At 61.8% G+C, this 12,813-nt stretch carries 13 protein-coding genes; 2 read left to right on the top strand and 11 right to left on the bottom strand.

The genetic code is table 11. The annotated features are described in order from the left end of the window. Positions 1-21 precede the first annotated feature (21 nt). From recG to exbB, 5 genes are all read right to left on the bottom strand, one after another. Positions 22-2,097, bottom strand: coding sequence for an ATP-dependent DNA helicase RecG (gene recG, locus AC4PS6_RS10060; protein WP_003195525.1), 2,076 nt, complete (start codon positions 2,095-2,097; stop codon positions 22-24). 8 nt (positions 2,098-2,105) lie between these two features. Next, the gene (locus AC4PS6_RS10055; RefSeq protein WP_003195523.1) at positions 2,106-3,026 is read right to left on the bottom strand and encodes a hydrogen peroxide-inducible genes activator; all 921 of its coding nucleotides are present in this window, start codon (positions 3,024-3,026) and stop codon (positions 2,106-2,108) included. A 156-nt stretch (positions 3,027-3,182) separates the two neighbouring features. After that, the gene (locus AC4PS6_RS10050; protein ID WP_003195521.1) at positions 3,183-3,929 is read right to left on the bottom strand and encodes an energy transducer TonB family protein; all 747 of its coding nucleotides are present in this window, start codon (positions 3,927-3,929) and stop codon (positions 3,183-3,185) included. Next, positions 3,926-4,351, bottom strand: coding sequence for a TonB system transport protein ExbD (exbD, locus tag AC4PS6_RS10045; protein WP_003195519.1), 426 nt, complete (start codon positions 4,349-4,351; stop codon positions 3,926-3,928). Before exbD ends, AC4PS6_RS10050 begins: the two co-directional genes overlap by 4 nt. A gap of 6 nt (positions 4,352-4,357) precedes the next feature. Beyond that, complete coding sequence (gene exbB / locus AC4PS6_RS10040) at positions 4,358-5,341, bottom strand: tonB-system energizer ExbB (protein WP_198832928.1); 984 nt, start codon at positions 5,339-5,341, stop codon at positions 4,358-4,360. 188 nt (positions 5,342-5,529) lie between these two features. Between exbB and AC4PS6_RS10035 the strand changes: the two genes are divergently transcribed. Then, the gene (locus tag AC4PS6_RS10035) at positions 5,530-6,381 is read left to right on the top strand and encodes an SDR family oxidoreductase (RefSeq protein ID WP_014720486.1); all 852 of its coding nucleotides are present in this window, start codon (positions 5,530-5,532) and stop codon (positions 6,379-6,381) included. Positions 6,382-6,506: 125 nt separating this feature from the next. Here the strand turns inward: AC4PS6_RS10035 and AC4PS6_RS10030 are convergent, their stop codons facing one another. From AC4PS6_RS10030 to AC4PS6_RS10005, 6 genes are all read right to left on the bottom strand, one after another. Further along, positions 6,507-7,247 carry a hypothetical protein gene (locus AC4PS6_RS10030; RefSeq protein WP_014720485.1) on the bottom strand — a complete coding sequence of 247 codons (741 nt, stop codon included), beginning with the start codon at positions 7,245-7,247 and terminating at the stop codon, positions 6,507-6,509. A 56-nt stretch (positions 7,248-7,303) separates the two neighbouring features. Further along, positions 7,304-7,684, bottom strand: a complete 381-nt coding sequence (locus tag AC4PS6_RS10025) for a RidA family protein (RefSeq protein ID WP_003176922.1) — start codon at positions 7,682-7,684, stop codon at positions 7,304-7,306. 24 nt (positions 7,685-7,708) lie between these two features. After that, positions 7,709-9,814, bottom strand: a complete 2,106-nt coding sequence (gene spoT, locus AC4PS6_RS10020) for a bifunctional GTP diphosphokinase/guanosine-3',5'-bis pyrophosphate 3'-pyrophosphohydrolase (protein WP_003195510.1) — start codon at positions 9,812-9,814, stop codon at positions 7,709-7,711. Between the two features lie 60 nt (positions 9,815-9,874). Continuing rightward, positions 9,875-10,138: a DNA-directed RNA polymerase subunit omega gene (gene rpoZ, locus AC4PS6_RS10015; protein WP_003195508.1), complete on the bottom strand. Its 264-nt coding sequence runs from the start codon at positions 10,136-10,138 to the stop codon at positions 9,875-9,877. Between the two features lie 167 nt (positions 10,139-10,305). After that, positions 10,306-10,926 carry a guanylate kinase gene (gene gmk / locus AC4PS6_RS10010; protein ID WP_003195506.1) on the bottom strand — a complete coding sequence of 207 codons (621 nt, stop codon included), beginning with the start codon at positions 10,924-10,926 and terminating at the stop codon, positions 10,306-10,308. 10 nt (positions 10,927-10,936) lie between these two features. Next, a complete protein-coding gene (locus tag AC4PS6_RS10005) occupies positions 10,937-11,800 on the bottom strand; it encodes a YicC/YloC family endoribonuclease (RefSeq protein WP_014720484.1) in 864 nt (287 codons plus the stop codon). Between the two features lie 286 nt (positions 11,801-12,086). Between AC4PS6_RS10005 and rph the strand changes: the two genes are divergently transcribed. After that, positions 12,087-12,809, top strand: a complete 723-nt coding sequence (gene rph / locus AC4PS6_RS10000) for a ribonuclease PH (RefSeq protein WP_003195497.1) — start codon at positions 12,087-12,089, stop codon at positions 12,807-12,809. Positions 12,810-12,813: the final 4 nt, after the last annotated feature.

Below are 12,813 nucleotides of genomic sequence, written 5' to 3'. Positions count from 1 at the left end.
GTCGGATAAGTGCGTCAGGCGTCACACTTGGCCGTATTGCTGGCCGTGCCGCAGCCAGCGGTTGAGCAAGGGGCTGACGTGATCGGGCCAACGTTCGAGCAATGCTTGCGCAGCATCGCGCACGGCGGGCAGCAGGTCGGCATCGCGCATCAGGTCGGCGACCTTGAATTGCAGCAGGCCGGTCTGGCGCGTGCCGAGCATTTCACCGGGGCCGCGCAGTTCGAGGTCTTTTTCGGCGATAACAAAACCGTCGTTGGTTTCGCGCATGATGCCCAGTCGCTGGCGACCGATCTGCGACAGTGGCGGGTGATAGAGCAGCACGCAGTGGCTGGCGGCACTGCCCCGGCCAACCCGCCCGCGCAGCTGGTGCAGCTGCGCCAGGCCCAGGCGTTCGGGGTTTTCGATGATCATCAGGCTGGCGTTGGGGACGTCCACGCCCACTTCAATCACGGTGGTAGCCACCAGCAATTGCAGGTTGCCGGCCTTGAACTCGGCCATTACCGCGGCTTTTTCCGCCGGTTTCATACGGCCATGGATCAACCCCACCTTGAGCTCACCCAAGGCACTGGTGAGGTCTTCATAAGTGGTTTCGGCGGCCTGGCAGGTCAGTTCTTCGGACTCCTCGATCAGGGTACACACCCAGTACGCCTGGCGGCCTTCGGCGCAGGCACCGCGCACGCGCTCGATCACTTCGACACGTCGGGTGTCGGTGACCAGCACGGTGTTGACCGGCGTACGCCCTGGCGGCAGTTCGTCGAGGATCGAGGTGTCGAGGTCGGCGTAGGCGCTCATGGCCAGGGTGCGTGGGATCGGCGTGGCGGTCATGATCAACTGGTGCGGGTTCATGCGCCCGCCCACGCCTTTCTGGCGCAGGGCCAGGCGCTGTTGCACGCCAAATCGGTGCTGTTCGTCGATGATCACTAGCGCAAGGTTCTTGAACTGCACTTCGTCCTGGAACAGCGCATGGGTGCCCACCACCATCGGTGCGCCGGCGGCGATCTGCTCCAGGGCGGCCACGCGGTTTTTGCCTTTGAGCTTGCCAGCCAGCCACGCCACCTCCAGGCCCAGCGGTTCGAGCCAGCGCTTGAAGGTGATGAAGTGTTGTTCGGCGAGGATTTCCGTCGGTGCCATCAGCGCCACTTGATAGCCAGCTTCCAGGGCTTGCAGGGCGGCGAGGGCAGCGACCACGGTCTTGCCGGCGCCTACGTCACCCTGGATCAACCGCAGCATCGGTTCTTGCTGGCTGAGGTCGTAGGCGATTTCATTGCCCACGCGCTGTTGCGCGCCGGTCGGCGCAAAGCCGAGGTTGGCCAGGTATTGCGCAGGCAGCCGCGTGGCCTTGGGCATCGCCGGGGCGCGCAGGGAACGCATGCTTTCGCGCAGGCGTTGCTGGGACAGCTGGTGCGTGAGCAGTTCTTCAAAGGCCAGGCGATGCTGGGCCCAGTGATGACCGAGGGCGAGTTCGTCCACATCGGCATCGGCGGGCGGGTGATGCAAATACCGGATCGCATCGGCCAGGGGCGCCAGCTGATAGTCGCGGGCCAGCTCCAGGGGCAGCCAATCGGGCAGGCTTTGCGGGCCGAGCATGGTCAGGGTCTGCATGCACAACTGGCGCAGGCGTTGCTGGGTCAGGCCCTCGGTCAGCGGGTAGATCGGCGTGAGCGTGGTGTCCACCGGCGGCGGCTCATCGCCGGTAATGGCGCGGTATTCCGGGTGGTAGATTTCCAGGCCCGATGCGCCTGGGCGCGCCTCGCCATAGCAGCGCACGCGGGTGCCACGCTTGAGGCCTTCCTTCTGCGCGTTGCTGAAGTGGTAGAAGCGCAAGCTCAAGCCGCCAGTGCCGTCCTGCAGGCGCACCACCAGGCTGCGGCGCTTGCCCATCACCACGTCGGCGCCACTGACGGTGCCTTCGATCACCGCGTCTTGCCCAGGGCGCAAATGGCCGATGGGCACCACGCGGGTGCGGTCCTGGTAGCGCAGGGGCAGGTGGAACAGCACGTCCTGAAGGTTCTCCAGGCCGACCTTGGCCAGCTTCTCGGCCATGGCCTCACCGACACCCTTGAGTGCCGTCACCGACACCTGCGACAGCTCAGTCATACCGTGGCTTAGCTCGCAACGGGCGGCTTGGCCACCGAACACAGACGGATCGAGTCCGCGAGGATCTCAATCGCTTTGGGGCGCGGGAAGCTGGCGCGCCAGGCAATCGCTACGGTACGGAACGGCACCGGCGGCGTGAGTGGGCGAACTTCGATCACGCCCTGGGCGTAGTGATGGCTGTCTACCGCAGACAGCGGCAGGATCGAAATGCCCAGGCCGGAAGCGACCATATGGCGAATGGTTTCCAGGGAGCTGGATTCCACCGTGGTGTGCTTGGCGCCGTCGTTGCCCTTGGTCAGGGTCGGGCAGGCTTCCAGCACCTGGTCACGGAAGCAGTGGCCTTCACCGAGCAGCAGCAGGCTCTTGTCGTTGAGCAGGCCGGCGTCGATGGTGTCCTTCTTGGTCCACGGGTGAGAGGCTGGCATCAGCACATAGAACGGCTCGTCGTAGAGCGGCAGGGTCAGCACGTCCGCTTCGTTGAAGGGCAGGGCGATGATGATCGCGTCCAGCTCGCCGTTGCGCAGTTTGTCGCGCAGCACGTGGGTGAAGTTTTCTTCGATATACAGCGGCATCTGCGGCGCGACGCGATGCAGTTGCGGGATCAGGTGCGGGAACAGGTAGGGGCCGACCGTATAGATCGCGCCGACCTTGAGCGGCGCGGTCAGCTGGTTCTTGCCGGCCTGGGCCAATTCGCGAATGCTTTGCGCCTGTTCCAGGACCTTCTGCGCCTGGGCAACGATGCCTTCGCCCACCGGGGTGAGGCGAACGGCGCTCTTGCTGCGCTCGAAAATCAGCACACCGAGTTCGTCTTCAAGCTTTTTCACACCCACCGACAGCGTCGGCTGGCTGACGTGGCAACGCTCGGCTGCATGGCCGAAGTGCTGTTCTTGGGCGAGGGTCACGATGTAGCGTAATTCTGTGAGAGTCATAGCGGGCGTCCATGAGGTTGCGGGCCAAGCATACCGGCTGCAATCGATAGACGCACGTTATCAGAACTTTGCTGGGGATTGAGTGGGGAGTGTCGGAATTTTGCTGAGGTAATAAAGCGAATGTGGGAGGGCACCAGTCCCTCCCACAGTGCTCTGTCAGCGGCGACGCTTGTCGATGTTGTAGACGAACGGCGCGACCAGTTCGACGCTGCCGTTTTTCAACAGGTCTGCCGGTGGCTTGGGTAGCGGCTGAGCCTTGCGGATCATCTCAAGCGTTGCACGGTCCAGGTCGGCGTTGCCGGAGCGGCCTTCCAGTTCGTAGGACAGCACATTGCCTTCGCCATCGACCACGAAGCGCAAGCGGTTCATACCTTCCTTGCCACTGCGTTGGGCGCCGGGCGGGTACTTCTTGTACTTCTGCAGGTGCGCCAGCAACGTGCTTTGCCAGGATGCCTGGGCGGCCAGCTGCTGTGCCGACGGGCCCGGTGTAGGCTGGGCGGACTTCTGCGCAGGTGCGTTGCTCGGCGGCGTTTCGCTCGGTGGCTCCTCGGAAGGTTTCTCCTTGGGCGGCTCGGGCTTCTTCTCCACCGGCTTTGGCGGTTGTGGCTTAGGCTTGGGCTTGACCGGCTTGGGCACCTGGATCGTTGGCTTGGGCGCCTCGGCCAGCTTCGGCAGGGGCAGCTCTTCGACCGGTGGTGGCGGCGGCGCAACGACCTTGGGCGGTGCTGGAGGCGGCGGTGGCGCTGGCAGCGGCGCCAGGTCGATGACCATGGCGGCAGGTGGCAGCTGGATCGCCTGCGGCGCGGACCATTGGAGCGCGATGATGATCGCGACGGCATGCACGCCCAGCACGACGGCGAGGCTGGTGCCATAACGCGTCAGTTTGTGGCGCGTCGTGATCATTTCTTGGCTGCCGTCTCAAGTCCGACCAGGCCTACCTTGAGGTAGCCGGCTGCCCGCAGGGCATCCATCACGCTCATCAGGTCGCCATAGTCCACGCCTTTGTCGGCCTGGAAGAAGATCGTCGTGTCTTTCTTGCCTTGGGTCTTGGCATCCAGCACCGGCCCCAGGGTTTCAGCCTTGACCTCTTCTTCGCCCAGGAACAGGCGTTGGTCCGCCTTGACGCTGAGGAATATCGGTTTCTCTGGCCGCGGCGCCGGCTTGGCGCTGGACGCGGGCAGGTCCACTTTGATGTCCACGGTCGCCAGCGGTGCCGCCACCATGAAGATGATCAGCAGCACCAGCATCACGTCGATAAACGGCGTGACGTTGATTTCGTGGTTCTCGACGAGTTCGTCGTCGCCTTGATTCAAATGCAGGCCCATGGCCGATTACCCCACTTTCACCATGTGCGGTTGCGAGCTGCGCTCGGTAGGCAGGTGATCGAGGTCACGGCTGACCAGCAACAGGACTTCAGCCGATGCATCCGATACCTGAGCCTTGTAGCCGGCAATCGAACGGGCGAAGACGTTGTAGATCACCACCGCAGGAATCGCGGCAACCAGGCCCAGGGCGGTAGCCAGCAGGGCTTCGGCGATGCCGGGGGCAACGACGGCGAGGTTGGTGGTCTGGGTTTTGGCGATGCCGATGAAGCTGTTCATGATGCCCCACACGGTACCGAACAGGCCGACGAAGGGTGCGGTGGAACCGATGGTAGCGAGTACGCCGGTGCCGCTGCTCATGTTACGGCCGCAGGCGGCAACCAGGCGCTCCAGGCGGAAGCTGACGCGCTCCTTGATGCCTTCTTTTTCGCGAGTGTTGGCCGACAGGCGCATTTCTTCCAGTGCGTCGTGCACCAGCAGGTTAGCCAGGGTGCCCTTCTTGGTCGCGGTTTCGCTCGCTTCCTTGAGGGTGGTGGCTTTTTTCAGGTGGACGATTTCAGCGCGCAGACGACGCTTGGCGCCCAACAGCTCGAAGCCTTTGGCAATCCAGATGGTCCAGGTGATGATCGAGGCAATGGCCAGGCCGATCATGACGGCTTTCACCACCACGTCAGCATTCTGGTACATGCCCCATGGTGACAAGTCGTGGGCCATGCCCAGGGTGTTGTCTTCCTCAAGCACCACGCCGGTTTCGTCGGCAGGTGCGGCGGCGCCGGCGGCCTGGGCCGGGTCGGTGGCCACTGGCGCGACGGCAGGCGTTGCCGCAGTAGCGGCATTTTGCTCGGCAGTTGCCGGAGCGGCGGGGGCAGTGGCGTCAGCGAATGCGGCGGTCGGTGCCAGCAATACGCTGAACAGCATCGCAGCAATCGCACGCCAGGCGCGGGAGGGGCTGTGAAGCTTGGTTGGCGAAGCGGGGTTTGTATGACGTGTCATGCTGGCCGGACCTGAGAGAAAAAATGGGTGATCGTCCTTCCAGACCATTTCGGGTCGAGGACAAATGGGCGGTTATTATTGCAAGTAATTCTTGTTAACTAAAGTGGCACTGTTACTTTATTTCGCTTTTTACTGGCCGTTGATCCACTCGCGCGGCTAATCTGCGCCTTTGAGAATGGAGTTTTGTGATGTCTGTGCCTTCTGTTGTGATTGCCGGTTGCGGTGATGTGGGTAGTCGGCTGGCTAGCCAATTGCTGGCCTCGGAATGGGAGGTTCACGGCCTGCGCCGCGATATTTCGCGCCTGCCCGACGGGGTGATCGGCATCGCCGGCGACCTGTTCAAAAAGGACTGCCCTGACACCTGGCCCATCGGCGGGGTGGATTACCTGGTGTACTGCGCCGCTGCCACTGACCACGACGAAGCCGGCTATCGCGCCGCCTACGTGCAAGGGTTGCTGCATGTGCTGGAGTGGCTGGAAGACTACGGCCAGACGCCCAAGCATTTGCTGTTTGTCTCCAGCAGCAGTGTGTATGGGCAGCAAAACGGCGAGTGGGTCGACGAAACGTCCGAGACGCAAGCGAAGGGCTATTCCGGGCAGGTGATGCTGGAGGCTGAACAGGTGGCGCTCAACAGCGGTATTCCAGCGACCATCGTGCGACTGACCGGGATTTACGGCCCGGGTCGTGAATGGCTGCTCACTCAGGTTCGCCAAGGCTATCGCGTAGCGGTTGACCCGCCGTTGTATGGCAACCGTATCCACGCCGATGACGCCGCGGGCCTGCTCGCCTTTTTGCTGCGGCATGTGGAAAAGGGCGGTTCGCTGGACAAGGTCTACATCGGCGTTGACGATGCGCCGGCACCACTGGCCGAGGTGGTGGCCTGGTTGCGCGAGTACCTGGGTGTGACCGAGTGGGCTGAAGATGCAAGTGTGCGCCGTGCTGGCAGCAAACAATGCAGTAATGCGCGTATCAAGGCGCTTGGCTGGATGCCGACATACCCGACTTACCGGGAAGGCTATGCGGCGATTCTGAAAGGCTGAAGCGCGCAAAAAATGTGGGAGCTGGCTTGCCTGCGATAGCGGTATATCAATCACATCTTTGTTGGATGTAATACCGTCATCGCAGGCAAGCCAGCTCCCACATTTGGATTTGGGTGAGGCTTTTATTACTTTTCAAGCAACCATTGGCGAGGGCCTGGCGTAAACGAAGGCACTTCATCGGCCTGTGCGGTATTGATCGCCTGGAAGATCTCCAGTTGCTCACCCTTGCGCGCGAAGATCCAAGGGTTGCCCTGGCCGTTCAGTTGCAGCCAGATGCTGTCATAGCCGCCGCTCATGGAGGCGCAATCGCCTGCCAGACAGAGTGAATAACGATCAACCCCCGGTAGGCCGGCGACCTTGCCGTCTGCCTGGAACTGCACCGTGGCGCCGCTGCCGGTGCCGTCGCTGATCTTCCAGTCGCCGCCCATATAGGCCGCGTACAGCGCGCGTTCGAAGTTGGCGCCCAGTGGCGCGCCTTCTGGGGCCGGGTCTTTGGCGCGGGCAAACAGCTGCTCGGGCTCGTTGTCGTTGGCCACTTGCAGCAGTTGCTTGCCTTTGCGCTTGAGTTCGGTGGCAGAGCTGCCATAGAAATCCACGTTCCATGCGCCGGGCTCTTCACCCGACAACTTGCCTTCCGCCACTTCAAAACCGTTGTAGTAGCGGGCCTGCAAGGCCTTGGTGTTGACCTCCCACTCAAGGTTGGGGCCATAAGACTGCAGGGCTTCACGCAAAGGGCCGCCCTTGGCTGCCGCGTCGATGGCGGCCTGGTTGATCCAGGTACCGCTTACATCCAGGTCGGCGGGGTTACTGGCACAGCCACCGAGCAACAGGGCGAGCAACGAAGAGGCTACAAGCGCTTTGCGCATTACGAAATCCTTCTGAAACGAAGTCGGCGCAGCCTTTTGGGGCTGCGCCGGGTGTTTTACTCGATGACCAGAATGGCGTCCATCTCAACCTGTGCACCCTTTGGCAGGGCGGCCACGCCGATGGCGGCGCGGGCTGGGTAAGGTTGTTCGAAGTACTTGCCCATGATCTCGTTGACCTTGGCGAAGTGGCTGAGGTCGGTGAGGAAGATGTTCAGCTTGACGATGTCCTTGAACGAACCACCGGCAGCTTCAGCCACGGACTTGAGGTTTTCAAAGACCTGTACGGTCTGGGCTTCGAAGCCTTCAACCAGTTCCATGGTCTTTGGGTCCAGCGGGATCTGGCCGGACATGTAGACGGTGTTGCCCGCCTTGATCGCCTGGGAATAAGTGCCGATGGCGGCTGGAGCTTTATCGCTGGTGATAACTGTCTTGGTCATGAATGACTCCTTGTAATGGATCGGTTATGCACGCATGCGGGTGATGCGGATCACACCGGTCAAGGCGCGCAACTTTTTGATCACGCGGGCCAGGTGCACACGGTCGTGCACGCTGACCACCAGTTGGACCACGCTGATGCGACCATCGCGTTCGTCCATGCTGATTTTCTCGATATTGCCGTCGGCGGCGTTGACGCTGCTGGCCAGCAGGGCGATGAGGCCGCGCTGGTGTTCCAGCTCAACCCGCAGCTCGACGTTGAATTCGCCGGTGACATCCTTGGCCCACGAGAGCTGGATGCATTTTTCCGGGTTGTGGCGGATTTCGGTGATGTTGCGGCAGTTGTCCAGGTGCACCACCATGCCTTTGCCGGCGGACAAGTGGCCGACAATCGGGTCACCCGGGATCGGCGTGCAACATTTGGCGTAGCTGAGCACCAGGCCCTCGGTGCCGCGAATTGCCAGCGGGCCTTCAGGGCTCGGCAACTGTTCACCTTCGCCCAGCAGGCGGCGCGCAACCACGTAAGCCATGCGGTTGCCCAGGCCGATATCTTCCAGCAGGTCTTCGATGGTTTCCTGGCGGTACTCGTGGAGCATCGCTTGCACGCGCTCTTGCGGGATCTTGTCCAGGGCGCTGTCGAAGCCGTTGAGCACCTTGTTCAGCAGGCGTTCGCCCAGGCTGATGGATTCGGAGCGGCGCTGCAATTTCAGCGCGTGGCGAATATGCGTACGCGCCTTGCCGGTGACCACAAAGTTGAGCCAGGCCGGGTTGGGGCGAGCGCCCGGTGCGCTGACGATCTCCACCGTGGAACCGCTTTGCAGTGGTTCGGACAGCGGGGCCAGGCGCCGGTTGATGCGACAGGCGATGCAGCTGTTGCCGACATCGGTGTGCACTGCGTAGGCAAAATCGACCGCCGTGGAGCCTTTGGGCAGCTCCATGATCCGGCCTTTGGGCGTGAACACGTAGACCTCGTCCGGGAACAGGTCGATCTTCACGCTTTCGATAAATTCCAGGGAGTTGCCGGCACGTTGCTGCATTTCCAGCACGCCCTTGACCCATTGGCGCGCGCGAGCATGGGTGCCTTTGGGCTGCTCGTCGCCGCTGGACTTGTACAGCCAGTGGGCGGCAATGCCGTTGTTGGCCATTTCTTCCATTTCGCGGGTGCGGATCTGGATCTCGATCGGCACGCCGTGCATGCCAAACAGGGTGGTATGCAGCGACTGGTAGCCGTTGGCCTTGGGAATTGCGATGTAGTCCTTGAAGCGGCCCGGCAGCGGCTTGTACAAATTATGTACAGCGCCCAGCACGCGGTAGCAGGTATCGACCTTGTCGACGATAATCCGGAACGCGTACACGTCCATGATCTCGTTGAAGGCCCGGCGCTTGCCGCGCATCTTCTTGTAGATGCCGTAAATGTGCTTTTGCCGACCGCTGACCTCGCCCTCGATCTCGTCGATCGCCAGGCAATGGCTCAGGGACTCTTCGATCTTGTTGACGATTTCCTTGCGATTGCCCCGTGCGCGCTTGACCGCCTGGTAGATGCGCGCCGAACGCATGGGGTGCATGGCTTTAAAACCGAGGTCTTCGAATTCGATACGAATGGCGTGCATACCCAGCCGGTTGGCGATGGGCGCATAGATTTCCAGGGTTTCCTTGGCGATGCGTCGGCGCTTTTCGCCGGACAGCACTTCCAGCGTGCGCATGTTGTGCAGCCGGTCGGCCAGCTTGACCAGGATCACCCGAATGTCTCGGGCCATGGCCATGGCCATCTTCTGGAAGTTTTCCGCCTGGGCTTCGGCCTTGGTCTCGAAGTTCATCTGGGTCAGCTTGCTGACCCCATCGACCAGTTCGGCCACGGTTTCGCCAAATTGCGCACTGAGCGCTTCCTTGGCAATGCCGGTGTCTTCGATCACGTCATGCAGCATCGCGGCCATCAGGCTCTGATGGTCCATGTGCATGTCGGCAAGAATATTGGCCACCGCAAGAGGATGGGTGACATACGCCTCGCCGCTACGGCGGCGTTGGCCGTCGTGGGCTTGTTCGGCGTAGAAATACGCTCGGCGAACCAGGTTGACCTGGTCGGCGCCGAGGTAGGCCGATAAGCGATCGGCGAGGGCGTCTATGCTCGGCAAAGTGTGAACTCCTGCCGATGGCTGTGACCCCGTGCCGTGCTACGTCGACCAGGCATAGGCTTAGACGTCCTCGTTGGACTCGCCTTCGAACGCTGCAAACAGCGGTTCGTCTTCAACGATTTCGGCGTTGGCGATGAACTCGTAGCTCATCAGGCCTTCAGCGATTTCACGCAGGGCTACAACGGTAGGCTTGTCGTTTTCCCACTGGACCAGGGGCTCTTTGCCGCCAGTGGCCAGTTGACGGGCACGCTTGGTAGAGAGCATGACCAGCTCAAAGCGGTTATCCACGTGTTCTAGGCAGTCTTCAACGGTTACGCGGGCCATGGTATTCCTCGGTGCGAATGCAAGATGCGCGCTGCCCGGTTGGGCGAGCGGACTGAGCAGTTTAAAAAATCACCAGCGTTTAGGGAAGCGCTGATTTTTGGCAGGCCTTCGCAAAACCGCTACAAGTGCCAATGTAAGGCCCTTGCAGCTGTTTTGGGAAGCGCCAATCAGCCGAGCAATTCGGCGAGTAATTTGCCGAAACGTTGCTGTTGGCGCTTTTGCTGCAGTTGGTTGGCGCGGAAAATCGCCTTCAAATCGTCCAGTGCGTGGGCAAAGTCATCATTGATGATCAGGTAGTCGTAGTCGACGTAGTGGCTCATTTCGCTGACGGCCTCACGCATGCGCCCCTCGATGATCTCGTCGCTGTCCTGGCCGCGGTTTGTCAGGCGCTGGTGCAGGGCTTGGAGCGAGGGCGGCAGGATGAAGATGGAGCGCGCCTTGGGCATCAGTTGGCGCACTTGTTCGGCGCCCTGCCAGTCGATTTCCAGGATCAGGTCGTGGCCTTCGTCCAGGGTCTGCTGCAGGTGGCTTTGCGAGGTGCCATAGAGATTGCCGAACACTTCGGCGCGCTCGAGGAAGTCACCGTGTTCGATCATCTTGACGAACTCGGTACGCTCGACGAAGTGATAGTGCACGCCGTCTACCTCGCCCGGGCGCATGGCGCGGGTGGTGTGGGAGACCGAAATGCGGATCTGCTCGTCAGCGTCGGTCAAGGCCTTGACCAGGCTGCTCTTGCCCGCGCCCGAAGGGGCGGAAATGATGTAAAGGGTGCCGGTGCTGTGGGTCATGGAGGGTGCCTTACTCAATATTCTGTACTTGTTCGCGCATTTGCTCGATCAACACTTTGAGGTTGACCGCCGCCGTGGTGCTGCGCGGGTCGAACGCCTTGGAGCCCAGTGTATTGGCTTCGCGGTTGAGTTCCTGCATCAGGAAGTCCAGGCGCCGACCGGCGGCACCGCCCGACTTGAGTACGCGGCGCACTTCAAGGATATGGGTACTCAGGCGGTCGAGTTCTTCGGCCACGTCGCTCTTCTGTGCGAGCAGGACCATTTCCTGTTCCAGGCGCGTCGGGTCGAGGTCGGCCTTCATGTCGGTGAAGCGGTCTAGGACCTTCTGGCGCTGGGTGGCGAGCATCTGCGGTACCAGTTCACGCAGGGTCACTACGTCGGCTTCGATCGATGTCAGCCGCTCGCTGATCAGGCGCGCCAGTTCGGTGCCTTCGCGCTCACGGCCGGCCTTGAGTTCCTTCAGGCCCTGGTTGAACAGGGCGAGGGCTTCGGCATTCAGGGCCTGTGGGTCAGCCGCGTCGGCCACCAGCACGCCGGGCCAGGCCAATACTTCCAGAGGGTTCAATGCGGCCGGCTGCTTGATCAGGCCGGCGATGGTTTCGGCAGCGGCCACCAGTTGGGCGGCGCGGTCGCGGTCGACCTGCAGCGGCTTGCCGGTGGTTTCTTCGGTAAAGCGCAGGGTGCATTCCAGCTTGCCACGGGAAATGCCCTGGCGCAGCGCTTCACGCACGGCGCCTTCGAGGTCGCGGAACGACTCTGGCAGGCGCAGGTGCGGCTCCAGGTAACGGCTGTTGACCGAGCGCAGTTCCCAGCTGAGGGTGCCTTGGGTCCCGGCTTTTTCGACACGGGCGAAGGCGGTCATGCTGTGCACCATGGAGGTACCTCGCGTTGGATAAATAGAAATTGGCCAGGCCGACCTGTAGGAGCGAGCTTGCTCGCGAAGAACGCAAGGCGCCGCGCTGAATCAGGAAGCCCCCGTAATTGTTGGCGTTTTTCGCGAGCAAGCTCGCTCCTACAGTCTGGAGGCGCAGGATTGTAGCGCAGTGGGAGGTAGGCGCCCAAACCCGGGCATTGGTAACCGGATTTTTTAGAAGTGCCCCGAACCGGCTTGCGGCTCTATAATGCTCGGCAGTTTTTCGTCCTCAGTACAGGTATCCCCTATGAAACGTCCAAGTGGTCGCGCTGCCGATCAGCTCCGCTCGATCCGCATCACCCGCAACTACACCAAACACGCCGAGGGATCCGTACTGGTCGAGTTTGGCGATACCAAGGTCATCTGCACTGTCAGCGTCGAAAACGGCGTGCCGCGCTTCCTCAAGGGCCAGGGCCAGGGTTGGTTGACCGCTGAATACGGCATGCTGCCGCGCGCCACTGGCGAGCGTAACCAGCGTGAAGCCAGCCGTGGCAAGCAAGGCGGGCGTACCCTGGAAATCCAGCGCTTGATCGGCCGTTCCCTGCGTGCTGCCCTGGATATGTCCAAGCTGGGTGACGTGACCCTCTACGTCGACTGCGACGTGATCCAGGCAGATGGCGGCACCCGCACGGCGTCCATCACCGGCGCCATGGTGGCCCTGGTCGACGCACTGAAAGTGATCAAGAAGCGTGGCGGCCTGAAAGCGGGTGACCCGCTCAAGCAGATGATCGCCGCTGTGTCGGTTGGCATGTACCAGGGCGAGCCTGTGTTGGACCTGGACTACCTGGAAGACTCGGCCGCCGAGACCGACCTCAACGTGGTCATGACCAGCACCGGTGGTTTCATCGAAGTGCAGGGCACTGCCGAAGGCGCGCCATTCCAGCCGGCTGAGCTGAACGCCATGCTGGCCTTGGCCCAGAAAGGCATGACCGAAATCTTTGAATTGCAGAACGCCGCGCTGGCTGACTGAGCCG

It is taken from the genome of Pseudomonas sp. DW-iso17, from assembly GCF_058725345.1.
This window is presented reverse-complemented; position numbering and strand designations above follow the sequence as displayed.